This window comes from Actinomarinicola tropica (assembly GCF_009650215.1).
GTDB classification, from domain to species: domain Bacteria; phylum Actinomycetota; class Acidimicrobiia; order Acidimicrobiales; family SKKL01; genus Actinomarinicola; species Actinomarinicola tropica.
In genome coordinates, this window is record NZ_CP045851.1 from 1,525,955 (window position 1) to 1,552,701 (window position 26,747).

General features: G+C 71.4%; 22 protein-coding genes and 2 pseudogenes. 19 read left to right on the forward strand and 5 right to left on the reverse strand.

What is annotated here, in order from left to right; translation table 11 throughout:
• Window positions 1-28: 28 nt before the first annotated feature.
• Window positions 29-412 (forward strand): nuclear transport factor 2 family protein, encoded by a 384-nt coding sequence (locus GH723_RS07540; protein ID WP_153759081.1) that lies wholly within the window; start codon window positions 29-31, stop codon window positions 410-412.
• Between the two features lie 138 nt (window positions 413-550).
• On the opposite strand, the gene GH723_RS07545 is transcribed toward GH723_RS07540, so the two are convergent.
• Window positions 551-973 carry a heavy metal-responsive transcriptional regulator gene (locus GH723_RS07545; RefSeq protein WP_153759082.1) on the reverse strand — a complete coding sequence of 141 codons (423 nt, stop codon included), beginning with the start codon at window positions 971-973 and terminating at the stop codon, window positions 551-553.
• An 84-nt stretch (window positions 974-1,057) separates the two neighbouring features.
• Between GH723_RS07545 and GH723_RS07550 the strand changes: the two genes are divergently transcribed.
• The 4 genes from GH723_RS07550 to GH723_RS07565 all read left to right on the forward strand — a co-directional run bounded on the left by GH723_RS07550 (window position 1,058) and on the right by GH723_RS07565 (window position 4,208).
• The gene (locus tag GH723_RS07550) at window positions 1,058-1,351 is read left to right on the forward strand and encodes a DF family (seleno)protein (RefSeq protein ID WP_153759083.1); all 294 of its coding nucleotides are present in this window, start codon (window positions 1,058-1,060) and stop codon (window positions 1,349-1,351) included.
• Window positions 1,344-1,592, forward strand: coding sequence for a hypothetical protein (locus GH723_RS07555; RefSeq protein WP_153759084.1), 249 nt, complete (start codon window positions 1,344-1,346; stop codon window positions 1,590-1,592). Before GH723_RS07550 ends, GH723_RS07555 begins: the two co-directional genes overlap by 8 nt.
• Window positions 1,589-2,941: a dihydrolipoyl dehydrogenase family protein gene (locus GH723_RS07560; RefSeq protein WP_153759085.1), complete on the forward strand. Its 1,353-nt coding sequence runs from the start codon at window positions 1,589-1,591 to the stop codon at window positions 2,939-2,941. Before GH723_RS07555 ends, GH723_RS07560 begins: the two co-directional genes overlap by 4 nt.
• A gap of 76 nt (window positions 2,942-3,017) precedes the next feature.
• Window positions 3,018-4,208: an MFS transporter gene (locus GH723_RS07565; protein WP_229023160.1), complete on the forward strand. Its 1,191-nt coding sequence runs from the start codon at window positions 3,018-3,020 to the stop codon at window positions 4,206-4,208.
• A 384-nt stretch (window positions 4,209-4,592) separates the two neighbouring features.
• Here the strand turns inward: GH723_RS07565 and GH723_RS07570 are convergent, their stop codons facing one another.
• A complete protein-coding gene (locus GH723_RS07570) occupies window positions 4,593-6,149 on the reverse strand; it encodes an aspartate:alanine exchanger family transporter (RefSeq protein WP_195210592.1) in 1,557 nt (518 codons plus the stop codon).
• A gap of 190 nt (window positions 6,150-6,339) precedes the next feature.
• Between GH723_RS07570 and GH723_RS07575 the strand changes: the two are divergent.
• Window positions 6,340-7,928 (forward strand): annotated as a pseudogene (locus tag GH723_RS07575) (PQQ-dependent sugar dehydrogenase).
• A 3-nt stretch (window positions 7,929-7,931) separates the two neighbouring features.
• Here the strand turns inward: GH723_RS07575 and GH723_RS07585 are convergent.
• Window positions 7,932-9,845, reverse strand: coding sequence for a DUF2510 domain-containing protein (locus GH723_RS07585; protein ID WP_153759088.1), 1,914 nt, complete (start codon window positions 9,843-9,845; stop codon window positions 7,932-7,934).
• Window positions 9,842-10,339, reverse strand: a complete 498-nt coding sequence (locus GH723_RS07590; RefSeq protein ID WP_153759089.1) for a hypothetical protein — start codon at window positions 10,337-10,339, stop codon at window positions 9,842-9,844. The genes GH723_RS07585 and GH723_RS07590 overlap by 4 nt, the downstream gene beginning before the upstream one ends.
• A gap of 187 nt (window positions 10,340-10,526) precedes the next feature.
• On the opposite strand from GH723_RS07590, the gene GH723_RS07595 reads away from it, so the two are divergent.
• The 9 genes and pseudogenes from GH723_RS07595 to GH723_RS07635 all read left to right on the forward strand — a co-directional run bounded on the left by GH723_RS07595 (window position 10,527) and on the right by GH723_RS07635 (window position 20,643).
• A complete protein-coding gene (locus GH723_RS07595) occupies window positions 10,527-11,516 on the forward strand; it encodes a LacI family DNA-binding transcriptional regulator (RefSeq protein ID WP_229023161.1) in 990 nt (329 codons plus the stop codon).
• Between the two features lie 79 nt (window positions 11,517-11,595).
• Window positions 11,596-12,957 carry an ABC transporter substrate-binding protein gene (locus tag GH723_RS07600; protein ID WP_153759091.1) on the forward strand — a complete coding sequence of 454 codons (1,362 nt, stop codon included), beginning with the start codon at window positions 11,596-11,598 and terminating at the stop codon, window positions 12,955-12,957.
• Window positions 12,958-13,039: 82 nt separating this feature from the next.
• Window positions 13,040-14,245: a carbohydrate ABC transporter permease gene (locus tag GH723_RS07605; RefSeq protein ID WP_229023162.1), complete on the forward strand. Its 1,206-nt coding sequence runs from the start codon at window positions 13,040-13,042 to the stop codon at window positions 14,243-14,245.
• Window positions 14,242-15,219: a carbohydrate ABC transporter permease gene (locus GH723_RS07610; RefSeq protein ID WP_153759092.1), complete on the forward strand. Its 978-nt coding sequence runs from the start codon at window positions 14,242-14,244 to the stop codon at window positions 15,217-15,219. Before GH723_RS07605 ends, GH723_RS07610 begins: the two co-directional genes overlap by 4 nt.
• Window positions 15,216-16,631, forward strand: coding sequence for a GH1 family beta-glucosidase (locus GH723_RS07615; protein ID WP_153759093.1), 1,416 nt, complete (start codon window positions 15,216-15,218; stop codon window positions 16,629-16,631). Before GH723_RS07610 ends, GH723_RS07615 begins: the two co-directional genes overlap by 4 nt.
• A gap of 29 nt (window positions 16,632-16,660) precedes the next feature.
• Window positions 16,661-18,205, forward strand: coding sequence for an alpha-amylase family glycosyl hydrolase (locus tag GH723_RS07620; protein WP_153759094.1), 1,545 nt, complete (start codon window positions 16,661-16,663; stop codon window positions 18,203-18,205).
• A gap of 99 nt (window positions 18,206-18,304) precedes the next feature.
• Entirely contained in the window at window positions 18,305-19,543 is a 1,239-nt protein-coding gene (locus tag GH723_RS07625; protein WP_153759095.1) for an SGNH/GDSL hydrolase family protein, read from the forward strand.
• Window positions 19,544-19,547: 4 nt separating this feature from the next.
• Window positions 19,548-20,323 (forward strand): annotated as a pseudogene (locus tag GH723_RS07630) (SDR family NAD(P)-dependent oxidoreductase).
• Window positions 20,320-20,643: a cupin domain-containing protein gene (locus GH723_RS07635; protein WP_195210595.1), complete on the forward strand. Its 324-nt coding sequence runs from the start codon at window positions 20,320-20,322 to the stop codon at window positions 20,641-20,643. The pseudogene GH723_RS07630 and the gene GH723_RS07635 overlap by 4 nt, the downstream one beginning before the upstream one ends.
• Before the next feature lie 7 nt (window positions 20,644-20,650).
• Here GH723_RS07635 and GH723_RS07640 read toward each other — a convergent pair whose 3' ends face one another.
• The gene (locus tag GH723_RS07640) at window positions 20,651-21,043 is read right to left on the reverse strand and encodes a VOC family protein (protein ID WP_153759097.1); all 393 of its coding nucleotides are present in this window, start codon (window positions 21,041-21,043) and stop codon (window positions 20,651-20,653) included.
• 114 nt (window positions 21,044-21,157) lie between these two features.
• Here GH723_RS07640 and GH723_RS07645 point away from each other — a divergent pair, with 114 nt between their 5' ends.
• The 4 genes from GH723_RS07645 (at window position 21,158) to GH723_RS07660 (ending at window position 26,746) form a co-directional block, all read left to right on the forward strand.
• The gene (locus GH723_RS07645) at window positions 21,158-22,009 is read left to right on the forward strand and encodes a GntR family transcriptional regulator (RefSeq protein WP_195210596.1); all 852 of its coding nucleotides are present in this window, start codon (window positions 21,158-21,160) and stop codon (window positions 22,007-22,009) included.
• A gap of 82 nt (window positions 22,010-22,091) precedes the next feature.
• A complete protein-coding gene (locus tag GH723_RS07650; protein WP_153759099.1) occupies window positions 22,092-23,660 on the forward strand; it encodes an amidase family protein in 1,569 nt (522 codons plus the stop codon).
• Window positions 23,661-23,991: 331 nt separating this feature from the next.
• Window positions 23,992-25,080, forward strand: a complete 1,089-nt coding sequence (locus GH723_RS07655; protein WP_229023163.1) for an ABC transporter ATP-binding protein — start codon at window positions 23,992-23,994, stop codon at window positions 25,078-25,080.
• Entirely contained in the window at window positions 25,067-26,746 is a 1,680-nt protein-coding gene (locus GH723_RS07660; protein WP_153759100.1) for an ABC transporter substrate-binding protein, read from the forward strand. The genes GH723_RS07655 and GH723_RS07660 overlap by 14 nt, the downstream gene beginning before the upstream one ends.
• Window position 26,747: the final 1 nt, after the last annotated feature.

Sequence of the window (26,747 nt, forward strand, 5' to 3'; positions counted from 1 at the left end):
TGCGCCGCGTGCCCTTGTTGTCCTCGACATGCCCAGCTTGGAAGAGAACAAGCAGAACGTGATCACCTTCTACGATCTGATGTTCAACCGGAACAGGCCCGCCGAGGCAATTGAGCAGTTCGTTGGGGCCGCTTATCGCCAGCACAACCCCCATGTCGGCGACGGCAAGCAGGCGTTCATCGAGTACTTCGAACGGATGGCCGATGAGTACCCCGCCAAGAAGGTCGAGTTCGTTCGCGCGGTTGCCGAAGGTGACCTCGTCGTGCTGCATTGCAGACAGACGTGGCCCGGCGATGAGGTCTACGCCGGCATCGACATCTTCCGTCTCGATCTCGACGGAAAAATCGTCGAACACTGGGACGTACTCCAACTCGTTCCCGAGAGCTCACAGAACGACAACGGGATGTTCTGACGTCAGCAGCACCCGTCCCGAAGGTGCCTGCCCGGTGATGGCGAGTGCATCGACGTGCCCCGAAGGGTCGTTCTTCACCGCGCAGTATCCGTCGTGCGACGCGCGTCCACGGCAGTATCCGGCGCTCGGGTGGGCATTTCAGGGTTCGATCGCAGCGGCGCGCGTCGCGGGCGGAGGCTGGAGGATGGCGCAGTAGCCGTCGCAGTCGGCGGGGTCCTGGTCGGCCGCACGATCAGCCAGCCGGTTGAGCAGCAAGCGGGTCTCTTCGAGCTCGCTGATTCGCTGGTCGACCTCGGTGAGGTGTTGGTGGATCAGGTCGGTGATGTGTCCGCACGGCGGGTGGCCGTTGTCGGAGATCTGGAGTACCTGTCGGATCTCGGCGAGGGTGAACCCGGCGGTCTGGGCGTGGCGGATGAAGTCCAGCCGTTCCAGCGTGTCCGAGTCGTAGTCGCGGTACCCGGAGCGGGTGCGGGCGGGGTCGGGGAGGAGTCCCTTCACTTCCCAGAAGCGGATGGTCTTGGCGGTGACGCCGCTGTAAGCGGCGAGTTCTCCGATGCGCATGCGCGAGCCTCTTGACCTTCCATCGTGGTGGAAGGTTTACGGTAGCTCCCAGATCGCAGCTGTCTCTCACCCAGAAGGAACGCCATGAAGCTGGAACTTCTGTACTTCGATGATTGCCCGAACTGGAAGGTCGCAGCAGAACGCCTTGACGAGGTCGCAGGCGCTCGTGGCGTGACGGTGAAGCGCCGCCTCGTGACGACCGAGGAGGAGGCCGAGGCAGCCAGGTTCCGGGGCTCGCCGACGATTCTGGTCGACGGCGAGGATCCGTTCGCCGCAGGGGACGAACCGTTCGGTCTGGCGTGTCGCGTGTACCAGACCCCCGGTGGCCCGGCCGGCTCCCCGACCCCCGATCAGATCGAGGCGGCCCTGGATGGGTGACCGCAAGCTGCTACCGGTTGCCGTCGCCAGCGCCATTGTGTGCTGCGGCGCGATGGCGCTGATCGTCGGGCTCGTCGGGGGTGTTGCGTGGACCGCGATCGGTCGGGTCACGGTGCTCTCGGTCGCGGGTCTGGGCCTCGTGGTGGCGATCGCGTGGTCGCTCGACCGCCGCCGGCACCGTCCCGATCGCACCTGCAAATCCGAAGAGGGACCGGCGCACCGAGATCGAGCGGTGCGATGACCGACACCTACGACCTGATCGTCATCGGCGCGGGCATGGGCGGCGTCGCCGCCGCGAACAAGTGCGCCTCGCAAGGGTGGAAGGTCGCCATCGTCGACGAACTCCCCTACGGGGGCACCTGCGCGCTGCGGGGCTGTGACCCCAAGAAGATCCTGCGCCGCGGCGCCGAGATCATCGACAGCGCTCGCCTCATGACCGGCAAGGGCATCGACACCAACGGCATGCACATCAACTGGACCGACCTGATGAAGTACAAACGCGGCTTCACCGACCCGGTCCCCGCCAACATGGAAGCCGAGCTCACCCGCAACGGAGTCGAGACGCTGCACGGCACCGCGCGCTTCGAGGACCAGAACAGACTCTCCGTCGACGACCTGGCCTACGAGTCGGCCCACTTCCTGATCGCCACCGGCGCCCGCCCCCGACCCCTGGACTTACCCGGCCACGAGCACCTGATCGACAGCACCGCCTTCCTCGAACTCGAAGACCTCCCCCGCCGCGTGCTGTTCGTCGGCGGCGGGTTCGTCTCCTTCGAGTTCGCCCACATCGCCGCCCGGGCCGGCGCCCGACCGGTGATCATCGACCGCGGTGCCCGCCCGCTCAAGGGGTTCGACCCCGACCTGGTCGACCTCCTCGTGGCTCGAAGCTCTGATGCCGGCATCGAAGTACGCACGGAAACGACCATCACCGCCATCGACCAGGTCGGCTCCGGCTACCACGTCGCCCTCGAGACCGCCGGCAACCGGGCCGAGATCGAGGTCGATCTCGTCGTCCATGGCGCCGGGCGCATCCCCCAGCTGTCCAAGCTCGCGCTCGACGCCGCCAACGTCGCCCACGACACCGAAGGCGTGACCGTCGCCGGGCACCTCCAGAGCACCACCAACCCGGCCGTCTACGCCGCCGGCGACGCCGCCGACACCCCCGGCGTCCCACTGACACCGGTGGCAGTGTTCGAGGGCAAGGTCGCCGCCTCCAACATGCTCAAGGGAACCACCACGACCCCGGACTACGCCGGCGTGCCCACGGCTGTGTTCACCATCCCCGAACTCGTCCGCGTCGGGCTCCTCGAAGACGAAGCAACAGCAGCCGGCATCGACGTCGATGTCCGCTACAACGACACCAGCGGCTGGTACTCCAACTACCGGATCGGTGAGACGACCGCCGCCACCAAGATCCTCGTCGACACCAGCAACGACACGATCGTCGGTGCTCACATGCTCGGGCCCGAGTACGGCGAGCTGATCAACGTCTTCAGCCTCGCCATCAAACTCGGCCTCACCACCCGCCAGCTGAAGTCGATGACAGCCGCCTACCCCACCGTCGGGTCAGACCTCGGCTCGATGCTCTGACCGGCGCCACACCCGGTTCACCGGACGGGCCCGGGTCACGTCTCGGCCCGCGTCCGTCTCGCCCGACCTCTTGACCGTGCTCACACTTCTTCGCACCAACGGCGAGTTCCGACGCCTCTTCATGGCCCATTCAGTATCCCGGGCCGGCGACGCGTTCAACACCGTCGCGCTCGTCGTCCTCGTATTCGACCTGACCGGAACCGGCCTCGGTGTCGCCGGGGCGGTGATGTTCGAGGTGCTGCCCGTCCTTCTGCTGGGTCCCGTCGCCGGGCTCGCTGCCGACCGTCTGCCCCGACGCCGCCTCATGGTCGGCGCCGACGCAGTCCGCACCGCGGTCGCGCTCGTCCTGGTCGCCTTCGCCCCGTCCGTCGGCGTGGCCTACGCCGTCGCGTTCGGACTGTCCGCCGGCGCAGTCCTGTTCAACCCCGCGGCCGGTTCGTTGCTGCCCGAGGTCGTCGACGAAGACGACGTCGTCACGGCCAACAGTGCGATGTGGACCACCTCGGTCACCGCGCAGATCGCCCTGGCCCCGCTGGCCGGGTTCGTCATCGCCGCGTGGGGCGTCGAGGTCGCCTTCGCCGTCAACGCCGCCACCTTCGCCATCTCGGGGCTCCTGCTCATCGGACTGCAGGCCGGACGGACGCCCGCCGACATCGCCGTCCGAGGCTGGGCCGGCGTCCTCGCCGGCGTGCAGACCGTGCGAGCCGACCCGCTCCTGACGCGCCTGGCCATCGTGCAGGTCCTCGCATCGCTGTCCGCTGGGGCCACGAGCGGGCTGCTCGTCGTGCTCGCCGACCGATGGCTCGGCGTCGGTGCGGGCGGGTTCGGGACGCTGCTCGCGGCGATCGGAGCCGGAGCCGCGGCCGGCCCGCTCCTGTTGCGCCGCTTCATCACCGCCAGTGACAAGCGCTGGCTGTTCGGCCCCTTCGCCGTTCGCGGCGGCGTCGACCTCACCCTGGCCGCGGTCGCCAACCCCATCGTTGCCGGCGGCGCGCTCGTCGCGTACGGCATGTCGACGAGCACTGGCATGGTCGCCTACCAGTCCACCCTCCAGACGCTCGTGCCCGCCGAAACCCGCGGGCGGGCGTTCGCGTTCTACGACGTGTTGTGGAACTCGGCCCGTCTGCTGTCCCTCGCTGTCGGCGGCGTGCTCGTCGACATCATCGACATCCGGCTCGTCTACGTCGTGTCCGCCGGACTCCTCTTCGCCGCAGCAGCCGTCGGGCTCACCACCCACATCCCGACCCAGCCCGGAACCGATGACTGACCCCGGACGTGCCAAAGTGGGACTCACCCGCTTGCCGATACGAGGCAGAACCCGGAGACTCCGGCTCGGCTCAGATCCGTCTAGGCCCTTGCCACTCGCCGAACGCCGAGCATCCCTCCGGACAAGGCGTCGGTCCTGGCTGCTGCGATGATCCCGCCTTGAACATGCCCGCGCTGGGCGTCCACGCTCGAGCCTAAGACGATTGAACAGTCGGGTGTCATGTCGGCGGGACCGGACATCAAAGCGCCTCCTACCGCTCAGCCATAAACAGATGGGGCATGTCACCGAGGTGCCGATTGGGGGCGCCCGAACTTCCGGGGGAAGGACGCAGTGTCAACCTCTGTTCCCTGCGTGCTGCAGAACTCGAGCGGGAGCTGATGCCGCTCAGCCCGCCAGGAGCTGGGCCGCCAGGATCTTCGCGATCATCGCCACGGGGAAAACCATGGCGTAGCCGAGGTTGACCCGGTCGTCGCCCCGCGTCCGGTCGTCGGCGAAGGCCAGCACGGCGGGCTGGGTCTGGAGCCCGGCGAGCAGACCTGCGGCGCCGGGAGGTGCCATCCCCGCGACGCGGGCCGCGAGCCACCCGCCCGCCGCGACCACCACGGTGGTGGCTGCTCCGAGCGCCACCACCTCGACGCCGGAGAGCGACGCCACCTCGTCGGCGAACGCCGCGCCCGACGTCGTCCCCACCGTCGCGAAGAACAGCAGCGCGCCGAACTGGCGGAGGACCGCACCGACGCCGTAGGGGAGCGTCCAGGTGACCCGGCCGGTGCGGCCGAGCGCGCCGAGGAGGAGGCCGACGACGAGCGGACCGCCGGCGGCCCCGAGGCGCAGGTCGCCGCCGGGGAGGGGGAGAGGGATCTCGCCGACGAGCAAACCGAGCCCGATCCCGATGCCGAGCGTGGCGCCGTCGACCTCGGCGAGCCCCCGCTCGCTGTCGCCGAGGAACGCCGCGACCTCGTCGAGCCGGTCCCTCGACGCGACGACGCGGACGCGGTCGCCCGGGCGGAGGACCAGCGCCGGGTCGGCGACGAGGTCCGCGTCGCCGCGGCGGACGCGCGTGATGACCGCACCGAACCGCCCCACCAGGTCGAGGGACCCGATCGATCGACCGGTGGCGCGCCGGTCCGACACCGCGATGCGTCGGTAGTCGAGCGTGCGACGGTCGAGAGGCAGGTGGATGTCGGCGCGCGGGCCGAGGGCGAGAACGAGGGCGCGCAGCTGCTCGTCGTGGCCGATGGCGACGACCAGGTCGCCCCGACGAGGACGGACGTCGTCGCTGCCGATGTGGATCCGCCCGCCGATCCGGACCCGCCCGAAGGCGACCCCCGGGATGCGCTCGCGCAGCTCGCCGAGGGACGGCACCTCGTCGCGGTCGACCCGGAGCGTCCATGCGACGACCGCGCCGGGACCCGCGTCGGGGCGGTGGCGGCGCAGCGTCAGCTGGGCGGCGACGAGCATGACGACGACACCGAGCGGATACGTCAGCGAGTACCCGACGGTGGCCGAGGGGTCGCCCGGTCGCAGCTGCTCGGTCGCGGCGGCGAGTGCCGGCGTGTTGGTCGTCGCCCCGGCGAACAACCCCGCTCGGCCGCCGGGGGCGAGGTCGAGGAGCTCGCCCCCGGCCCATGCCGCCCCTGCCGCGGTCGTGACGACGACGGCGACGACCGCGCCCGCCGCGAGGCTCCGGCGGTCGGCGGCGACCCGGAGCGAGGGGCCGGCGTCGAGCCCGACCAGGTAGGTGAAGAAGACCAGGCCGATGGTGAGGACCACCGGTGGCACGACCAGGCGCTCGTCGTAGGCCGAGGCGGCCAAGCCCACGAAGAGCGCAGCGGCGGGGCCGAGGGAGAAGCCCGCGACCCGCAGGGCGCCGAGGAGCCCGCCGGCGCCGACGACGAGGGCGAGCAGCAGGACGGGGTTGTCGGCGAGCAGGTCGACCACGGCGCCTCCACCGGTGACCGGCGCGGATCGCCGGCTGCCGACAGTGTGGACCGGCGTTACGCTCGACCGCGTGACGATCCACCGCGCCCCCGGCGGATCCCCGCGACGGCGGCGAGCTGCCGTCGCCCTCGTCGTGGCGATCTGCGCGTCCGTCCTCACCGGGCCGCCCGCCGGCGCCGCGTTCCCCGACGTGCCCCCGGGCGCGTTCTACTCGGACGGCGTGGCGTGGCTGGAGGCGGCGGGTCACACCACCGGCGTCGGATCGACCGGCCTGTTCCTCCCGGACCGAGTCGTGACCCGGGCCGAGGCGGCGACGTTCCTGTGGCGGATCGAGGGGTCGCCGCCGGCACCGCTGTCGGGCTTCGCCGACGTTCCCACGGGGGCCTACTACGCCCGTGCCGTCGGCTGGCTGCGCCAGGCCGGTCTCACGACCGGCGTCGGCGGGTCCAACCTCTACGCCCCGAACGCCCCGGTGACGCGGGCCGAGCTGACGACGCTGCTGTGGCGCCACGCCGAACGTCCGGCCGGATCGCCCACGCCCTTCCCCGACGTCCAGCCGCGCGCCTTCTACACCCAGGCCGTCGAGTGGATGGTGCAGACGCGCCTCACCACGGGCGTCGGCTGCACCGGCCTGTTCCAGCCCCACGCCGGGCTCACCCGCGGCACGCTCGCCACGTTCCTCCACCGCTACGCAGGGCTCGTCGGCATCCGGCCCGGCGGCTACACGCCACCGCCCCCGGCACGCTGCGCGCCGTCGATCTCGGTCACCACCGTGATGAGCGGGTTGCAGGTGCCGTGGGGCGTCGACACCGCACCGGACGACACCCTCGTCGTCACCGAGCGACCGGGCCGTCTGCGGGTCCGGCTGCCGAACGGCGTGCAGCGGCAGCTGGCGGCGAACTTCGGCGATCTGCGGGTCTCCGGTGAGACCGGCCTCATGGGCGTCGTCGTCGATCCCGACTTCGCGACCAACCGCCGCATCTACACGTGCCAGGGGCACACGAGCGGCGACGTCCGCGTCTACCCGTGGACGATCGACCCCGGCTGGACCACGGCCACCCGCCAGCCGGTGCTCGTGTCGGGCATGCCGGGCAGCTCGAGCGGCCGCCACGGCGGCTGCCAGCTCGAGATCGCCCCCGACGGGCGCCTCCTCATCGGCACCGGCGACGCGGCGCAGGGCACGAACCCCCAGGACGTGACGTCCCTCGGCGGCAAGGTGCTGCGCGTCGATCGAGCCACCGGCGAGGGGGCGGCGGGCAACCCGTTCCTCGGCAGCGCCAACGCCGACACCCGGCGCATCTACACCTACGGCCATCGCAACGTGCAGGGCCTCGCGCTGCGCCCCGGGTCCGGTCAGATCTTCTCGGTGGAGCACGGCCCCACCCGCGACGACGAGATCAACCTGCTCCAGGCCGGCGTCAACTACGGCTGGAACCCGGTCCCCGGCTACAACGAGAGCGTGCCGATGACCCACGCCGGGGCGCGGCCCGCGGTCTGGTCGTCGGGAGCTCTGACGCTCGCCACCTCCGGCGCCGACTTCCTGCGCGGCTCCCGCTGGGGGAGCTGGGGGGTCGGTTGGCCGTCGCCTCGCTGAAGGACAGCACGCTGCGGCTCTTCACGTTCGCCCCCGACGGTCGTGTCGTCGGGCAGGAGATCGTGCCCCAGCTGAACGGCACGTTCGGCCGCTTGAGGGCGGTCGACCAGGCGCCCGACGGCAGCCTCTACGTGACGACCTCCAACGGCAGCGGCGACCGGGTGCTCCGCATCACCGCCGGCTGACGATCAGCTCCCGCCCGCGAGCACGTCCTCGCACCAGTCGAAGCTGCCGTCCTCCTGGCGACCGCCGCAGCTGCGGCCGAACTCCTCGTACTCGGAGCCGACGGGCGACTCCATGTAGAGGTCGTCGCACGCCGCGCCGTCACCGGCCTCGCACTCCTCCCACAGCACGTCGAGCGACGGATCGTCGCCGTAGGTGTCGGGGAGCGCCGCCGCGTCGTCCGTGGAGCCGGAGCCCTCGTCGGCGGAGCTGTCGCTCTGGTCGCTGCCGGCGCGCGCTTCGCAGGTGCCGCCGCCCTCGGCGGGGAGCGTGTCGCCGCAGGTCTCCGCGATCCGCTCCTCCTCCGAGTCGATGGGGGAGGACCACCACAGGTCGTCGCAGGCGCCCATGTCGCCGCCCTGGCAGGCGTCGACGAGATCCCCGAGGTCGGTCGTCTCGATGGGGCCGCCGATCTCCTCGAACATCTCGGTGGACGAACCGAACAGAGCATCCTCGTCGAGCCCGAGCTCACCGAACATCGACTCGAACTGCTCCTCGAACCACTGCGCGAGCGACCCGTCCTCGGCGGAGTCGATCAGTCGCTCGATGTGCTCGCGGTCGATGACCCGCATCACGGCGAGGACGACCTCGGAGTACGAGCGGACGGGGGCCACGTACCAGCCGCCCGGGCCCTCGGCGACGACGAGGCCGACCTCGTCCATCTCGTCGAGCATCGCCTGGACGTCGCCGATCGGCGTGTCCGTGAGGTCGATCGAGGACTCCGGCGCGTCGGCGGTGCAGACCTCCTCGGTCTCGCCGTCGACGGTGATGACGGTGCAGTCCCCGTCGAAGGACATCGAGACCTCTTCGCCGTCGGCGGTGGCACGCAGCGAGAAGGTGGCCGCGGTGACCACCGCGAACCCGTCGCGCTCGACGATGTCGTAGTCGAGGTCCTCGATCTCGATGTCGAGGCCGGCCTCGGCCACCATCTCGTCGATCGCGGCCTGTCCCTCGTCGAGGAACATCGGGGCGTAGCGCTGGAGCGCGCTGGCCTCGTCGGGGTGGAGCCGGGCGATCATGCCCTCGAGGTCGAGGTCGGCGATCGACGCCATGAGGCCGTCGACGGCCTCCTCGGGGGAGTCGGCGCCGATCGGCTGCACGGCCTCGTCGGGCGGCGGCAGCTGCACTCCGGCATCGGCGCGGGCGGCCTCGGCGATCGTGTAGGTGCCGCTGACGTACCAGCGTCCGTCCTCGCGGACGGCGGTGATCATCACGTCCTCGAACCCCTCGCGGGCCGGCTCGCTGTCGAGCTCGGACATGTCCTCGCCCTCGAGGGCGCGCTCCTCGAGCAGGGACCCGACGGGCAGCTCCTCGCCCTGGAGGCTCGCGACCATCGTGCCGGAGGCGAACACGTTCACGACGTCCTCGGCTGCCTCCTCGGTGCGCAGCTCGAGGTCCTCGACCTCGAGGTCGATCCCGCCGACGTCGGACGTGTCGAGCGACTCGTCGAGCACGCCCCAGCGTCGGAGGTGGTCGACGCCCTCGAGCATCGGGTCGACGAAGGTGCGCCGCTCACCCGGCAGGACGATCTCGGCCATGCCGACGAGGTCCTCGTCGGCCATCGAGTCGAACAAGCCCGACACCGCGGCCTCGGGGCTGTCCGCACCGCCGTCGGCGCTGGCCAGCTGGGTGACGGCGAACGCGCCGGCGGCGACGACGAGCACGGCCGCGGCCACCCCGCCGAGGAGCTTGCGTCGGCCCCCACCGCCGTCGGGCGCGGCGTCGGTGGCGAGCGGTGCCGGCTCGGCGGGGGACGCAGGTGCGTCCGCGGGGGTGGTCGCCACGAGCGGCGCCGTGTGCTCCGTCCACTGGGCGCCGTCCCAGTAGCGCTGGGTCCCCTCCGCGTTGGGGTCGGGGTACCAGCCGGCGGGGGTGGTCATCGCTGCGCTCTCCGGTGGTCGTCGACGGGGTCGGGCGGAGTGCGCGCCTGGAGGAGCTCGTGTCCGCCAGAGCCGCTACCCGCTCGGTCGGGCCAGAGTAGTTCGACCAGCGCGGTCAGGACGAGGAGCGCGCCGCCGGCCACTGCGAGCGTGCGCCCATCGCCGAGCGGCAGCGCCACGTCCCGGGTGGCGGCGACCCCGCCGACGACGTAGGCCGCCGCGGCGAGGGAGCTGACGTGCGCCACGACGTGTCGACCGGCCCAGCGGGCGAGCGCGGTGAGCGCGACGGCGAGCGGCACGACGACCACGGGCGCGACCATCCACGGCTCGAGCAGCTCGAGGCGGTGAGCCACCTCCCGCAGCTCGTAGGCGTTGAGGGTGCGCTCGCCGCTGTGCACCCACGGGCGGAACGTGGCGACGAGGAGCAGGGCGCTCGCCCCGAGGTGGAGGACCCCGGTCTGCCCGCGCAGCGCCCTCGTCGCCGACCTCACCATCCCCGCAGTGAACCACGCCCGCCCAGCCCCGCGGCCGCACCACTGGTCCCGACCGTGGCAGGTCGGGACCAAAATGCCCTGGAAGCGGTTCCAGCATCCGCGGTTCGATCGGTGTTACCGTCGACACGTGGGTGGAACCGCTTCCACTCGTCGCGACCGTGGGGGCCGCATGGTGACGATCCGAGAGGTGGCAGCGCACGCAGGTGTCGGCGCCGGCACCGTCTCGCGCGTCCTCAACGACAGCGGCCACGTCAGCCCCGCCACGCGGGCCCGGGTTCTCGACGCCATCGAGGCGCTCCACTACCGGCCGAACCCGCTCGCCCGGGGCCTGTCCCGCGGCCGCGGCCAGACGATCGGCGTCATCGTCCCGTTCTTCACCCAGGCGTCGGCGATCGAGCGGCTCCGCGGCGTGGTGGCCGCGCTCGACGGGAGCCCCTACGACCTCGTCCTCTTCGACGTCGAGTCGCCCACCCACCGAGCCGAGCACATGGCCACCCTCACCCGCCAGCGCGCCGACGGGCTCCTCGTCATGACGCTCCCCGTGCGCGCCGACGACCTCCACCGCCTGGCCGACACCGGCATGGCGATCGTGCTGGTCGACTCCAGCCACGACGGCTTCCCGGCCGTCGTCACCGACGACGTCGCCGGCGGACGCATGGCCGCCGAGCACCTGCTGGCCCTCGGCCACCGCGACATCGGCTTCATCGGCGACGCGCCGGACAACCCGTTCGGCTTCACCTCCTCGGCGCAGCGGGAGCTCGGCTTCCGCCAGGCGCACGACGACGCCGAGCGCGTCGTCCGCGAGGACCTCGTGCACCACGGCGCGCACCAGCGCGACGTGGGCTACGCACTCGCCGGCCGCATGCTGGCCGGCGACGAACCCCCCACCGCCATCGTCTGCTGCTCGGACATGCAGGCGGTCGGTGCGATGGAGGCCGCCCGCGACACCGGGCTCTCCGTCCCCGACGACGTGTCGGTCGTGGGGTTCGACGACATCGAGCTCGCAGCCCACGTCGGGCTCACCACGGTGCGGCAGCCGCTGTACCGCAGCGGTGAGCTCGGCGCTCGGCTGCTACTCGAGGCACTCGGGGCACATCCCCCCGAGCCCGGTGTCCACGAGCTCGACCTCGAGCTCGTGACCCGGACCAGTACGGCTCCGCCGGGCGTCCGGCGGTGAGGGTGACAGGAGGTCGGGCGTGCACCGACGACCCCGGTCCCCTCGGGCCGGACGACCAACGAGAGACAAGGGGAGACACATGAAGCGACTGTTGCGACTGCTTGCGTACGCCGTCCTCTTCACCGGGGTCCTCGCCGCGTGCGGCGACGACGACGGTGACGATGCCGGCGGCGGCGGTGACACCAACGGCGGTGGATCGTCGGAGATCGACACGAGCATGCTCGCGGCGGTCGACGACGCCTGGCCGGCCGAGGCCGAGGAGGTCGAGGTCGAGCCGGTCGCGGAGTCGGAGAACACCGGCACCGTCAGCGTCTTCGGGGCCATGGAGCCCGAGGAGGCCGAGGCTCTGCAGACGATCATCGACGACATGATCAACGCCGACGCCGAGTACACCGCCGAGCTGGAGCCGTCCTCGGAGTTCGAGGAGCAGGCTCAGATCCGCGTCGAGGGCGGGAACCCGTCCGACGTGATGCTCTACCCGCAGCCGGGCGCGGTCATCGAGCTCGCCCGCTCCGGTGACGCCGTGGCCCTCGAGGACCTCGGCTTCGACATCGACGAGCTGAACGACCGGTTCGGCGAGTACTTCATGTCGCTCGGCGAGTACAACGGCAAGCACTACGGCCTGCCCACCAACATCAACCTGAAGTCGATGGTGTGGTACCCGGTCGACGACTTCGAGGAGGCCGGCTACGAGGTGCCCGAGACCTGGGACGACCTCATCGCCCTCTCCGACCAGATCGTCGAGGACGGCGGCACGCCGTGGTGCATCGGCTTCGAGTCGGGCGGCGCCACCGGTTGGCCGGCGACCGACTGGATGGAGGACATCATGCTCCGCACCGCGGGGCCCGACGCCTACGACCAGTGGGTGGCAGGTGAGCTGTCCTTCGACAGCGAGGAGGTGAGCCGGGCGGCCGAGCTGTTCGGCGAGATCCTCTTCACCGACGGCTACGTCCTCGGCGGTGCCGAGAACACCACCAGCCTCGCCTTCGGCGACGCGCCGGCTCCGATGTTCGACGAGGAGCCGGGGTGCTACCTGCACCGCCAGGCCAGCTTCATCAACGCGTTCTTCCCGGAGGACGCCGAGGCCGGCACGGACTACGACTGGTTCCCCTTCCCGCCCATCGACCAGGAGGGCACCCTCTTCGCCGGTGAGCTGGCGGTGGCGTTCCGCAACGCCCCCGAGGTCCGCGAGTTCCTCGACGCCTTCTCGGGCACCGAGGTCCAGTGCGAGCAGGGTGCCGTCCAGGCCAGCTCGCGCATCTCGCCGAACATCGAGGTCGGCGCCGACTGCTACGCCAACGACCTGCTGGCCGGGGCCGCTGACGTCTTGACGACCGCCCTCGAGGAGGGCAACGGTCGCTTCGACGCCTCCGACCTCATGCCGGCTGCGGTCGGCTCCAACGCGTTCTGGACCGCGATGATCCAGTTCGTGCAGCAGTAGTTCCCTCGAGAGTTGGAGGAGCGGGCCGACGGCGGCCCGCTCCTCTAACCTCACTGCCAGCCGACCCGGACGAGGGGGGTAGATGGCCGAGACCACCGGTCAGGAACGCAGGGGGACCGAGGGGGGGGACGCCGACGACGCCGTCGACGAGCCCGTTCCCTCCACGCCCATCATCGAGGTCGGCGGTCCACCGCTCGCGGCGGGGCCCGGCGCAGCGACGCACCTCGCGCGGGCGGCCATCGCCGTCGTCGTGCTCGTGCTGCTCTTCGTCGGCACGCTCGCCACGATCGAGCTGCTGAGCGACCAGGAGGCCAACCGCTTCACCGTCGTCGGCGTGGCGCTGCTCGTCGGCGTCGTCGGGGTGTTCGCCGTCTACTGGATGATGGACACGGCGGTCGACTGGCTGCCGCGCGACTGGCGAGAGACGGTGCGCCCGTACGTCTTCATCGCCCCGGCGATGCTCGCGCTCGGCGTCTTCCTCATCTATCCGGTCTTCAACACGCTGTACCTGAGCCTGCGCGACTCGCGGGGTGAGTCGTGGGTGGGGCTCGAGAACTTCGAGTTCGTCTTCACCGACGACTCCATGCTCCGGTCGATCCGCAACTCCCTCGGCTGGATCATCATCGTGCCGCTCGTCGCGGTCACGATCGGCCTGATCTTCGCCACGCTGGCCGATCGCCTCCCGCGGGGCGAGGCCGCCGCCAAGTCGCTGATCTTCCTCCCGATGGCGATCTCGTTCGTGGGCGCAGCCGTCGTGTGGCAGTTCGTCTACAACTTCCGACCCCAGGGCTTCGGCTCGAACATCGGGTTGATGAACGCCCTCTGGGGGATGTTCGGCAACGATCCCGTGGCCTGGCTCAGCCAGAAACCGTGGAACAACCTCATGTTGATGATGATCATGGTCTGGATGCAGACCGGCTTCGCCATGGTCGTCCTCTCCGCTGCGATCAAGGCGGTGCCCGACGAGATCAAGGAGGCGGCCCGCATCGACGGGGCCAACGAGCTCCAGGTCTTCCGTCGGATCGTCGTGCCGAGCATCCTCCCGACGATCGTCGTCGTCACCACCTACATGGTCATCAACGCCCTGAAGGTGTTCGACATCGTCTTCGTGATGGGCAGCGCCGAGGCGAACGGCACCGAGGTCATCGCCGAGCGGATGATCCGCTGGTTCTTCCTCGGCAACCACAGCGGTCGGGGCGCCGCCATCGCCGTCATCCTCTTCGTGGCGGTCGTGCCGGTGATGATCTGGAACATCAAGCAGTTCCGCGCGCAGGAGGCCATGCGATGAGCACCGTCGATGCCGTCGACACCGTCGAGCCCCTCGCCGAGGACGCCGTCCCGCCGACCGGCAGGCGGAAGCGCCGCAGCTCGTCACCCCTGGGCGAGCGGCGCGGCACGCCGCTCGTCGTCATCGCCGTGGTCGCGATGGTCGTCCTGTGGTCCATCCCGACGGTCGGGGTGCTCATCTCGTCGTTCCGTCCCGCGGCCGACGTCAACTCCTCGGGCTGGTGGACCGTCCTCACGAGCTTCTGGCAGCCCGACGAGTGGACCCTCGACAACTACTCCACCGCGCTGGAGAGCCGGGGCTTCGGCAACGCCTTCATGAACAGCTTGGCGGTGGCGATCCCGTCGACGATCATCCCGATCACGATCGCCGCGTTCGCGGCGTACGCCTTCTCCTGGATGGAGTTCAAGGGCCGCCAGGTGATGTTCGTGATGGTGGTCGGCCTGATGGTCGTGCCCCTCCAGATGGCGCTGATCCCCGTGCTCCGCCTCTACACCGGCGGCGCGGCGATCGGTCCGGTGCCGCTCTTCCCGGACCTCGACCTCGGCGGCACGTTCCTCGGCATCTGGTTGGCCCACACCGCGTTCGGCCTGCCGCTCGCCACGTACCTGCTGCGCAACTACATCGGGTCCCTGCCGTCCTCGATCATCGAGTCGGCGAAGATCGACGGTGCCGACCACTTCACGATCTTCTGGCGCCTCATCGTCCCGCTGTCGGTCCCGGCCCTCGCCGCGTTCGCCATCTTCCAGTTCATGTGGGTCTGGAACGACCTGCTCGTCGCCTACGTGTTCCTCGGCGGCACGCGCTCCAACCGGGTGCTCACGCTGGCCCTGCAGGAGCTCGCCGGCTCGCGCGGCCAGAACTGGCACCTGCTCACCTCGGCGGCGTTCATCTCGATGAGCCTCCCGCTCGTCGTGTTCTTCTCGCTCCAGCGCTACTTCGTGCGCGGCCTCACCGCCGGGTCGGTCAAGGGGTGACGGCGGCGGACGAGCCCCGCCCGCCGATCCCGACCTTCCCCGACGGCTTCCTCTGGGGTGCCGCGACCTCGTCGTACCAGATCGAGGGCGGCGTCGACCTCGACGGGCGCGGGCCGTCCATCTGGGACACCTTCGCCCGGCGGCCCGGCGCGATCGCCGACGGGACCGACGGCTCGGTGGCGGTCGAGCACCGCACGAGGATGCGCGACGACGTGCGGCTGATGGCCGAGCTCGGGTTGGGTGCCTACCGGTTCTCGATCGCGTGGCCCCGGGTGCAGCCCGAGGGCAAGGGCGCGGTGTCGACCTCGGGGCTCGACTTCTACCGCGACCTCGTCGAGGCCCTGCTCGAGGTGGGGATCGTCCCCGTCGCCACGCTCTACCACTGGGACCTGCCCCAGGCGCTGGAGGACGCCGGCGGCTGGCCGGCGCGCGACACCGCCGGTCGCTTCGCCGACTACGCCGAGGTGGTCGGCGACGCCCTCGGCGACCGCGTCGCTCGGTGGTCGACCGTGAACGAGCCCTGGTGCTCGGCCATGCTGGGCTACGCAGCTGGCGTGCACGCCCCCGGCCGCACCGATCCCGCCGCCGCGGTCGCGGCGGCGCACCACCTGCTGCTCGGCCACGGCATGGGGGTCGACGCCCTCCGGGCCACGGTCACGGCCGCTGACCCGGAGATCGGCATCACCCTCAACCCGTACCCGGTGCACCCGGCCGGGGAGTCGGAGCTCGATCGCGACGCGGCGCGCCGCGTCGACGGCATCGCCAACCGCATCTGGTACGACCCGATCCTGCGGGGCGCGTACCCCGAGGACGTGCTCGACGACCTGCGCGCCGTGTCCGACCTGGCGCACATCCGCGACGGCGACCTCGACGTCATCAGCCGGCCCATCGACGCCATGGGCCTCAACTACTACCGCCGCCACCACGTGCGGCACCGCCGGGGTGCTTCGGCCTCCCCGTCGCCGTGGCCCGGCTCGCCCGACGTCGAGGCCGTCGACCCCGGCCGCCCGGTCACGGATCTGGGGTGGGCCATCGAGCCCGACGGGCTCACGGAGACGCTGGTGGACCTGTGGCGCGACTACGACGCCCCGCCCCTCTACGTCCACGAGAACGGCGCGGCGTTCGCCGACGTCGTCGGCCCGGACGGCATCGTGCACGACGCCGACCGCATCGACTTCCTCGACGGGCACCTGCGGGCCTGCGCCGCGGCGATCGACGAGGGCGTCGACCTCCGCGGCTACTTCGCCTGGTCGCTGCTCGACAACTACGAGTGGGCCGAGGGGTACCGCAAGCGCTTCGGCGTCGTCCACGTCGACTACGACACCCAGGTGCGCACCCCGAAGGACAGCGGCCGCTGGTACGCCGAGGTCCTGCGCACCTCTCGCGAGGCGGCGCGACGGTCCGGGGGTTGACGCCACCGCCGCACGGTTAGCGTCAGGAGATGGCCGAGCTTCGTGACGACCCGCGCTGGTGGACCGAGGCGGTCGTCTACCAGATCTACCCCCGCTCCTTCCGTGACGGGAACGGCGACGGCATCGGGGACCTGCCCGGCATCATCGAGGGGCTCGACCACGTCGCCGAGCTCGGCGTCGACGCCATCTGGCTGTCGCCGATCTATCGCTCGCCGATGGCCGACTTCGGCTACGACGTGGCCGACCACACCGACGTCGACCCCGTCTTCGGCACGCTCGACGACGCCGACCGCCTGATCGCCCGGGCCCACGAGCTCGGCCTGCGGGTGCTGCTCGACTGGGTGCCCAACCACACCTCGGACCAGCACCCCTGGTTCCAGGCGTCGCGCTCGTCGCGGGACGACCCTCGGCGCGACTGGTACGTGTGGCGCGACCCGGCTCCCGACGGCGGTCCGCCCAACAACTGGATCTCCGCCTTCAAGGGCGTCCCCGCCTGGACGCTCGACGAGGCCACCGGCCAGTACTACCTGCACTCGTTCCTCGCGGAGCAGCCCGACCTCAACTGGTCGAACCCCGAGGTCGAGGCGGCGATGCACGACACGCTGCGGTTCTGGCTCGACCGTGGCGTGGACGGCTTCCGCGCCGACGTCGTGCACCTGATCGGCAAGGGCGAGGAGCTGGCCGACCTGCCCGAGCGCAAGGCCTCCAACCTCGTCGTCAGCATCGACGAGCCCTTCACCCACGAGCTGCTGCGGCGCATCCGGGCCCTCCTCGACAGCTACCCGCAGCACCCGATGATGGTGGGGGAGGTCTACCTCCTGAAGCCCGGCCAGACCGTCGGCTACCTCGGCGACGACGACGAGCTGCACCTCACGTTCGACTTCCGCACGCTGCACACCGCCTGGGACGCCGGGGCCCTGCGCTCGGTGATCACGACGGTGCAGTCGGAGTTCGCCCCGCCGCTGTGGCCCACCTGGGTGCTCTCGAACCACGACCGACCCCGGCACCGCAGCCGGTACGGCTCGCTCGAGCGGGCCCGCGCCGCGGCGGTGCTGACGGCCACCGTGCGGGGCACGCCGTTCATCTACGCAGGGGAGGAGCTCGGGCTCGAGGACGCGGAGATCCCCGCCGACCGTGTCGTCGACCCCGACGGCCGCGACGGCGAGCGGGCCCCCATCCCGTGGACGACCGAGCCGGACCACGGCTGGGGTCCCGACCCCTGGTTGCCCTTCCCTCCCGACTCCGGCGACCTCTCGGTCGAGGCCCAGGTCGCCGACCCGAGGTCCACCCTCCACCTGTACCGGGAGCTGCTCGGCCTCCGCCGAGCCGAGGCGACGTTGCGGCGCGGGACGATGCACGTCCTCGGCCCCGATCCCGAGCGCCCCGAGGTGCTCGAGCTCCATCGGCAGCTGGAGGGCGAGACGATCGCTGTCGCCGTGAACCTGGGCGAGGGCCCGGTGACGATCGAGCGGCCCGGCACCCTCCTCGCCTCCAGCCGCCCCGAACGGGAGCGAGACGTCGACTTCGACGGTCACCTCGACGTCGACGAGGCGGTCGTCGTCCGCACCACCTGACGGGACCCTTGCGCGACCCTCGACTCGGGGGAAGACTCACCACGCCGAGCGATCGGCGTCCGGGGGGACCGACAAGGGGACAACCAGGGGAGGAAGCAGATGAGGTTCGTGACGCGCGTGCGCGCCCTCGCCGCCGTGCTCGGAGTGGTCGCGGCCACCGTGGCGGTGGCAGCCGGTCCGGTCGACGCACAGGCGGCCGGCGACGGCCCGGTGCCGGGGGAACCGTGGGTCGTGACGCTCGGCGACTCGGCGATCTCGGGTGAGGCCGGACGCTGGGCGGGCAACACCAACCAGGCGTCGAGCCGCGTCGACGCCGGCGGAGCCGGTGCGTACGACGAAGGCCAGGGGAGCGAGCCGATCCCTGGCTGCCACCGGTCGACGGCGGCCGAGGCCCACATCGGCGTCGACGCGTCGGGCGACCCCGTGCGGTCGCTGAACCTGGCGTGCTCCGGGGCTCGCACCTACTCCTTCGTCAGCGACTCCGGCGACTGGAAGCCGGGGCTCGACTTCCACAACCAAGGGGGGCGCAAGGGTCAGGCGCAGATGCTGCAGGAGTTCGCGTCGACCCACGACGTCGAGGCGGTCACCGTGCTCATCGGCGCCAACAACTTCGGGTTCCGCGACATCGTCGTCCAGTGCGTCGCCAACTGGCTGACGTCGCCGTCGTGGTGGAAGAACTACTGCCACGACGACGCGTCGATCAGGAACCGGTTCACCGCGAGCGCCGTCGAGGCCCGCACGAACGAGGTGGCCGGCGCGATCGCCAACGTGCGCCAGGCGATGACGAACGCCGGCTACACCGACGGCGACTACACGATCATCGTCCAGACGTACTCCTCGCCGGTCCCTCGTGGCTCGCAGTTCCGCTACCCGGAGTCGGGGTGGACCCGCCAGTCGATCGGTGGGTGCGGCATCTGGAACCGCGACGCCGACTGGGCGAACGACACGGCGGTCGTGAGGATGAACCAGGCGGCTCGGAACGGGGCGGCGCGCAGCGGCGCACCGAACATCGTCGTGCTCGAGATGAAGGACGCGCTCAACGGACGCCGCCTGTGCGAGAACACGGTCGGCCTCCTCGAGGAACGGGGGATCGCCAGCTGGCAGTCCCCGGGGGCCGTCGACCAGACGGAGTGGGTGAGCCAGATCCGCACCGTGACGACCCTGGTGGGCCCGTACCAGCTGCAGGAGTCGCTGCACCCGAGCTGGTGGGGCCAGCTCGCCCTGCGCAACTGCCTGCGCCAGGCCTACGGCGACGGCGACGCGACCGTGAGGGGCGGGACCTGCGTCCGCGGCAACGGGTTGAACGCACGCGGGGAGCCGAACATGGTGCTCCAATGAGGGGATGATCGACCTCACCCACCTCTTCGACCTCGACGGTCGGGTCGCGGTGGTCACCGGCGCGTCGTCGGGCCTGGGCGAGCGCTTCGCCCGGGTCCTGCACGCCGCCGGGGCCACCGTGGTCGTCGGCGCCCGTCGGGCGGACCGGCTCGACGCCCTCGCGGACGACCTCGGCGAGCGCGTCGTCGCCGTCCCGGTCGACGTGTCCACCCCGGACGGGCGTGAGGAGCTCGTCGACGCCGCGGTCGACCAGTGCGGGACGATCGACGTCCTGGTCAACAACGCCGGCATCGGTCGCACGGCCCCGGCCGAGGACGAGCCCCTCGACGACTGGTCCGACGTGCTCGAGGTCAACCTCACCGCGGTCTTCCACCTGAGCCAGCTGGCGGGCCGCACGATGCTCGAGTCGGGCGCCGGGTCGATCGTGAACGTGGCGTCGATCCTCGGCCTCGTCGCGTCGGCGCCCATCACGCAGGCGTCGTACGTGGCGAGCAAGGGTGGGGTGGTGGCCCTCACCAAGGAGCTCGGGTGCCAGTGGGCGCGGCGCGGCGCGGCGTGAGGGTCAACGCCCTCGCGCCGGGTTGGTTCCCGTCGGAGATGACCGACGAGTCGATGATGCGGGACGAGAGCTCGATGACGTTCATCCGCCGGAACTGCCCGGCCGGACGCGTGGGCGAGCCGCACGAGCTCGACGGGGCGCTGCTGTTCCTCGCGTCCGATGCCTCGACCTACCTGGCGGGACAGACCATCGCGGTCGACGGGGGGTGGACGGCGCGTTGAGCCTCCACCGCGGTCATCTCCCCCCGGACGCCGACGGGCCCGACGACGGCGAGGTCCACGTCGACCTCGCGTCCACCGCGGCGTTCCGCGTCGAGCACATCAGCAGCGGACGCGTCTCGACCCCTGTGGAGTTCCTCCAGCTCGGCGACGAGTGGGTGGTGGTGCTGGAGGGCTCGGCGATCCTCGAGATCGACGAGGAGCGCGTCGAGCTCGGCCCCGGCGACTGGGTGCTCGTGCCGGGCAGCCGCCCGCACCGGCTGCTGCGCGTCGAGCCGGGCACCCGGTGGCTCGCCGTGCACGGCACGACGCCACCGACGTAGCCACCGGTCAGCTGGTGGCGTCCGGCGACTCGAGGAGCTCGAGCGTGTAGCCGTCGGGGTCCTTCGCGAAGCCGACGACGGCGCCGCCGAGCTGCGGGACGGGCGCCGGCTCCCGCTCGATCGGGAGCCCCTCGGCGCGGATCCGGTCCGCGGCCGCCACCGGGTCGTCGAGGTACAGCACCAGCTTCACCGGCAGGTCGCGCGTCGTCGGGTCGGACCCGTCCGTGTAGCGCATGAGGACGACGGCCGCGCCCCGGCGTCCCCAGCCGACGACGGCCTCGTCCATGTGGGGGAGCTCGAAGGTCGTCAGCACCGTCATGCCGAGGACCCGGGTGTAGAAGTCGACGGATCGGTCGAGGTCGCTGACGGCGATCCCCACCGCGCCCATGTGGTTGGTCATCGCCCGATCATGGTCGATCGGGGGACCGGCGCGTCAGCCGGGCGAGATCGGCACGTAACCGACTGCTCACGTACAGGACGCGGTCGGGTAACCGCGCCGACCGATGCTGCCAGCATGAGCCGGAGCTGCAGCGACGAGGCCCGAGCACCCCACCGGCGTCGCCGGTCCGACGACGCCCGCCAGGTGGCCGACCTGCTGCGGGCCCAGATCCTCCAGGGGCTGCACGGCGAGGGCCCGCTGCCCATGGAGGACCACCTGGTGCGGGCCCACGGGGTGAGCCGCAACGCGGTGCGCGAGGCCCTCGACCTCCTGCGCGCCGAGGGACTCGTCGAGCGGCGTCAGGGGGCGGGGACGTTCGTCGTGGCCCGGAAGGCCATGCACGACTTCGACCGCCTGCGCTCGATCGCCGACTCCGTGCAGGCCACGGGGGAGCCGCGCTTCGAGACGATCACCGCACAGCTGCTGCCCGCACCCTCGACGGTCGCCACGGCCCTCGCCGTCGGCGACGGTGAGCCGGCGGTGCTCCTCGAGCGGCTGATGGTGGTCGACGGGACACCGCTGTCGATCCGCTCCAGCTGGATGCCGGGGTCCCTCGCCGAGCCCCTGCTCGGGTGCGAGCTCGACCGGCTGCACTACTACCGCCTGGTCCGGAGCGTCCTCGGGATCGAGCTGACCCGCGGGCACCTCGTCATCGAGGCCGTCGTGGCCGGCGCAGGAGCGGCGTCGTTGCTCGGTGTCCCCGACGGCGCTCCGCTCTTCCTCATGGAGCGCACGAGCTACCTCGCCGACGGCCGGCCGTTCGAGTTCGGCTTCACGCGCAGCCGGGCCGATCGCGTCGCGCTCGTCGCCGACATGCAGATCGCCGACACCGGTGATCCGTCCCCGTCGGGGAGGTGGCGGAACCGTCCGACCGGGACGGTCGACCCCACCGGGGACGGGGCGCCGCAGGCCGCGCAGCCGGCGTAACCGAGCGCACATCGGACCGACTCGCAGCGGTCATCGCTCGTCGGGATGCTCGGCACCACCCGTCTCGTCGAGAGGACAGGACATGCACACACCACCTGACCAGGAGGAGGTCGTCGCCGTCGCGCGCTCGATCGGCTTCCACCTGACCGAAGAGGATGCCCCGCTCTACCAGCGGGAGGTCGCGGCGCAGCTGGCCGCGATGGACCAGTTCCTCCAGGCCCGGATGCCGGAGCGCACCCTCCCGGTGACCTACGCGGCCCGCGAGCCCGGGTACCGACCCGGCGCCGACGAGGACCCGCTCAACGCCTGGATGTGGCGGTGCGAGATCGCGGGAGCGGACGACGGTCCGCTCGCCGGGCGGAAGGTCTCGTTCAAGGACCACGTCGCCGTCGCCGGGATCCCGATGACGATCGGAGCCCACGCGCTCGAGGGGTTCGTCCCCGACTTCGACGCCACGATCGTGACCCGCTCGCTCGCCGCCGGTGCCACGGTGACCGGCAAGAACGTGATGAACGGCTTGACCGGCGGCTTCGGCTTCGGTGGCGGCATCGGCGACTACGGCCGGACGAAGAACCCCCACGACCACGACCACGTGCCCGGCGGTTCGTCCGGAGGGTCGGCCGCCGCGGTGGCCGCCGGCGAGGTCGACATCTCCTTCGGCGGCGACCAGGGAGGCTCCATCCGCATCCCGGCCGCCTGGTCGGGGACGGTCGGGTTGAAGCCGACGTTCGGTCTCGTCTCCCACTTCGGGCTCGGGTTCGGTTCGGACCAGAGCATCGACTTCACCGGACCGATGTCGCGCACGATGGAGGACGCCGCCGCCGCCCTCGACGCGGTCGCCGGACACGACGGGCTCGATCCGCGCCAGGGGCGCGAGATCCCCGACGGCTACGACAGCCTCGCCACGCTCCACGACGGCGTGTCCGGGCTGCGGGTCGCCGTGCTCGACGAGGCCTTCATCGACAGCGAACCCGGCGTCCACGACGGCGTGATGGCGGCGGTCGAGGTGCTGGGCGAGGCCGGCGCCGTGATCTCCAAGGTCTCGATCCCCGAGCACCTCGTGGCCCCTGCCGTGCAGGCGGCGTTCGGCCCCGAGGGCTCGAAGGCCGTGTTCGACACCGGCTTCTACGGCCTCTTCGCGAAGAGCTACTACCCGGAGAACCTGCTCGCCGCCGTCAACCGCGTCTGGCAGGAGCAGCTCGACGTCATCAACCCCCGCACCAAGCTCAGCTACATCACCGCGGAGATGAGCAAGCGCCGGTTCCACGGGAGGGTGTACGCCAAGGCGCAGAACGTGCGAGCGGCGATCACCGCCGCCTACGACGCGGTGCTGGCCGAGGTGGACGTGCTCGTGATGCCGACGTGCATCACCACCGCCCCTCGGTACGACGCACCGACGAGCTGGGCCGCCGCCCTCGAGGAGAACCTGTCGATGGGCCGGGGCGCCGACCGGCATCCGTGGACGGCGAACACCCAGCCCTTCAACCTGACGGGTCACCCGGCCCTCGCGGTGCCCTGCGGGAAGAGCGACGGGCTGCCGGTGAGCATGCAGCTCGTGGGCCGTCCCCTGGACGACGCGCTCCTGCTCCGCGCCGGCTACGCCTACCAGCAGTCGGTCGACTGGACGGAGGTCATCGGCCTCGGCCGCTGACGCGCCACCAGGCGCGCTCGACCGCGGACCGCCGACCTGACGGCGGCCCGCGGCGGGCAGCGAACCCAGCCCCCGCACGCACGACGCACGGGTCGTGGGGCGGGGGCTGGTGCGCGTCCGGGACCTCGGCGGGTGGAGCTGGCGGACCGGCACCGACGTGGAGGGGCGGGCGGCGAAACACCGCTGTTCCCCTTGCGCGTCGGGCCCTGCGCCTGCGCGGAGGTGGCGTAACCGGCCGCTCACACCACGGTCGTCGCCGGGAAACCGAGCCTCGTCATCGTGCCCACATCCAGCACCGGGACCCGTCCCGCGACGACAGGAGAGAGGCACAATGACGACCACCCACGAGGAGCGGCGCTCCGACCTCGAGCTCATGCAGGCCCAGCTCGACGCCGACCGGCGTGCGGCCGTCCCCGCCCTCGACGTCCGGGGGTTGAGCACGACCTTCCGGACCCGCGGCGGCGGGTTGACCGCGGTCAACGACGTGTCGTTCCGACTCGGCAAGGGTCGTGTCCTCGCCGTCATCGGCGAGTCGGGGAGCGGCAAGAGCGCGATGCTCCGGTCGATCCTCGGGATCCAGCCGGCATCGGCCCAGATCACCGGCGAGGTGTACCTCGACGGCACGAGCCTGCTCGACCTCCCCGCCAAGGCCCGGGCCGCCACGCGGGGCCGCGACGTGTCGATGGTCTTCCAGGACCCGCTGACCGCGCTCGACCCCGTGTACACGATCGAGGCCCAGCTGGTGGAGACGCTCCGCCGCCACCTCGGCCTCTCGAGGGCCCAGGCCCGACGGCAGGCGGTCGAGCTGCTCGACCGGGTCCAGATCCCCTCGCCCGCGGAGCGGGTGAAGGCGTACCCGTTCGAGCTGAGCGGCGGCATGCGCCAGCGCGTCGTCATCGCCATGGCGCTCGCGTGCAACCCCAAGGTGCTGCTCGCCGACGAGCCCACCACCGCCCTCGACGTCACCGTGCAGGCCCGCATCCTCGACCTCTTCCGTGAGATCCAGGCGGAGAGCGACATGGGCGTCGTCATCGTCACCCACGACCTCGCGGTCGCCGCCGAGGTCGCTGACGACGTGGTCGTCATGTACGCCGGCCGCGTGGTCGAGCAGGGGCCGGCCGAGGAGGTCCTGCTCGCCCCCGAGCACCCCTACACACGCGGTCTGCTCGAGGCCAACGTCCGACCGGGGCAGCGCACACGGCCCCGGGCCATCCCCGGGTCGCCGCCGAGCCTGGCCCGACTCCCCGAGGGCTGCGCCTTCGCCCCGCGCTGCGACGCCGCCACCGAGGAGTGCTGGGACCGCCGTCCCGAGCTCATCCCGCTCGATCGCGTGCGCGCGAGCCGCTGCCACCTGTCCGCCCGTCCCACCACCGACACCACCGTCGCCGTCCCCCAGGAGGCCACCCATGCCGTCAGCTGAGCGTCGTGTCCCTCTCCCCGCCGCGCGGCGACGCCGGCGCTCCCTCCTCGTCCCGCTGGTGCTGCTCCTCGCCCTGCTGGCCGCGTCGTGCGCCAGCGGCGGCGACAGCGGCAACGGCGCCGCCGGCGCCAGCGGTACGAGCGGCGGGGGCGAGGGCGGCGGTGTCCTGCGCATCGCCATGTCCGCCGGCAACGTCCCGTTCCCCTCGACGCCCCCCAACGAGGGCTACGAGGGCTACCGGTTCGTCGGCAACAACATCTACGACGCCCTGACCCGCTTCGACCTCGACCAGGCCGAGACGATCCCGACGGCCCAGCCGTCGCTCGCCGAGTCCTGGGAGGTGTCGGAGGACCAGCTCACCTGGACCTTCCACCTGCGGGAGGGGGTGACGTTCCACGACGGCACGCCCTTCGACGCCGAGGCCGCCGTGTTCCAGTTCGACCGGATCAACGACCCCGACTTCGAGCACTACGACGCGATCAACGCGCCCCGGTACGGCAACTACATGCGGTTCGTCGAGTCGTGGGAGGCGGTCGACCCGCAGACCTTCACCGTGACGACCTCCGAGCCCTACGCCTGGCTCGCCGAGGACCTCGCCCACGTCTTCTTCCCGAGCCCGACGGTGGTCCAGGAGGTCGGCAACGACGCCTACAACCAGCACGCCACCGGCACCGGCCCGTTCGTGATGACCCGCTACGTCGACGGCGAGGTCATGGAGCTGACGGCCAACGAGGACTACTGGGGCGGGCGTCCGCTGCTCGACCAGATCGTCCTGTACCCGAAGCCCGAGCCGGCCGCCCGGCTCTCGGCGCTGCAGTCCGGCGAGGTCGACTGGGCCGAGGTCCCCGCTCCCGACGCCATCGAGCAGTTGGAGGCCGAGGGCTTCGCCGTCCACCTCGGCAAGTACCCGCACGGGATCATGCCCCGGTTCAACATGTTCCGCGAGCCCTTCGCCGACAACCTCGCCCTGCGCCAGGCGCTGAACTACGCACTCGACCGAGAGGGGATCGCCGCCCTCATCAACGACGTCGGCTACCCGGCGAGCCAGTTCGTCTACGAGGGCCACCCCGACTTCGTCGACGACCACCCCGGTTACTCCTACGACCCGGAGCGGGCCCGCGAGCTCCTCGCCGAGGCCGGCTACGAGCCGGGCGAGCTCGAGCTGACGATGGCGTACCCGACCGGAGGGTCCGGGAACATGTTCCCCGGCCCGATGATGGAGAAGCTCCAGGCCGACTTCGAGGCGATCGGCGTCGGCGTCGAGCTCATGCCCCTCGAGTGGAACACGATCATCACGATCCTCTACGAGGGCATGGACCAACCGGCCTGGTCCGACATCGACATCATGTTCATCTCGCCGGCGGCGGGTCAGGTGTCGTCCGGCTACGGCTCGGCGTTCCTCTGCGAGCGACCCGGCGGGCTCCCGAACGCGACCGGCAACTGCACGCCGGGCGTCGACGAGGCCTACGCCGCGGCGATGGCGAGCTTCGACCCCGAGGAGTCCCACGCCCACCTGCGGGACATGATGCGCCTCGCCCTCGACGACGCCATGTTCCTCTACTGGGTGCACGACCTGAACCTGCGGGTGATGTCGCCCGAGGTGCAGGGCTACGTGCACGCCCAGTCGTGGTGGACGGACTTCACGATCATCTCGATGGAGGGCTGAG

Coding starts and splice junctions, on each gene's coding strand:
- GH723_RS07555 (WP_153759084.1), top strand. CDS start 1,344: ATGGGTGACCGCAAGCTGCTACCGGTTGCCGTCGCCAGCGCCATTGTG.
- GH723_RS07660 (WP_153759100.1), top strand. CDS start 25,067: ATGCCGTCAGCTGAGCGTCGTGTCCCTCTCCCCGCCGCGCGGCGACGC.
- GH723_RS07550 (WP_153759083.1), top strand. CDS start 1,058: ATGAAGCTGGAACTTCTGTACTTCGATGATTGCCCGAACTGGAAGGTC.
- GH723_RS07605 (WP_229023162.1), top strand. CDS start 13,040: ATGGCCGAGACCACCGGTCAGGAACGCAGGGGGACCGAGGGGGGGGAC.
- GH723_RS07545 (WP_153759082.1), bottom strand. CDS start 973: ATGCGCATCGGAGAACTCGCCGCTTACAGCGGCGTCACCGCCAAGACC.
- GH723_RS07610 (WP_153759092.1), top strand. CDS start 14,242: ATGAGCACCGTCGATGCCGTCGACACCGTCGAGCCCCTCGCCGAGGAC.
- GH723_RS07625 (WP_153759095.1), top strand. CDS start 18,305: ATGAGGTTCGTGACGCGCGTGCGCGCCCTCGCCGCCGTGCTCGGAGTG.
- GH723_RS07540 (WP_153759081.1), top strand. CDS start 29: ATGCCCAGCTTGGAAGAGAACAAGCAGAACGTGATCACCTTCTACGAT.
- GH723_RS07620 (WP_153759094.1), top strand. CDS start 16,661: ATGGCCGAGCTTCGTGACGACCCGCGCTGGTGGACCGAGGCGGTCGTC.
- GH723_RS07655 (WP_229023163.1), top strand. CDS start 23,992: ATGACGACCACCCACGAGGAGCGGCGCTCCGACCTCGAGCTCATGCAG.
- GH723_RS07640 (WP_153759097.1), bottom strand. CDS start 21,043: ATGACCAACCACATGGGCGCGGTGGGGATCGCCGTCAGCGACCTCGAC.
- GH723_RS07560 (WP_153759085.1), top strand. CDS start 1,589: ATGACCGACACCTACGACCTGATCGTCATCGGCGCGGGCATGGGCGGC.
- GH723_RS07645 (WP_195210596.1), top strand. CDS start 21,158: ATGAGCCGGAGCTGCAGCGACGAGGCCCGAGCACCCCACCGGCGTCGC.
- GH723_RS07650 (WP_153759099.1), top strand. CDS start 22,092: ATGCACACACCACCTGACCAGGAGGAGGTCGTCGCCGTCGCGCGCTCG.
- GH723_RS07600 (WP_153759091.1), top strand. CDS start 11,596: ATGAAGCGACTGTTGCGACTGCTTGCGTACGCCGTCCTCTTCACCGGG.
- GH723_RS07590 (WP_153759089.1), bottom strand. CDS start 10,339: ATGGTGAGGTCGGCGACGAGGGCGCTGCGCGGGCAGACCGGGGTCCTC.
- GH723_RS07585 (WP_153759088.1), bottom strand. CDS start 9,845: ATGACCACCCCCGCCGGCTGGTACCCCGACCCCAACGCGGAGGGGACC.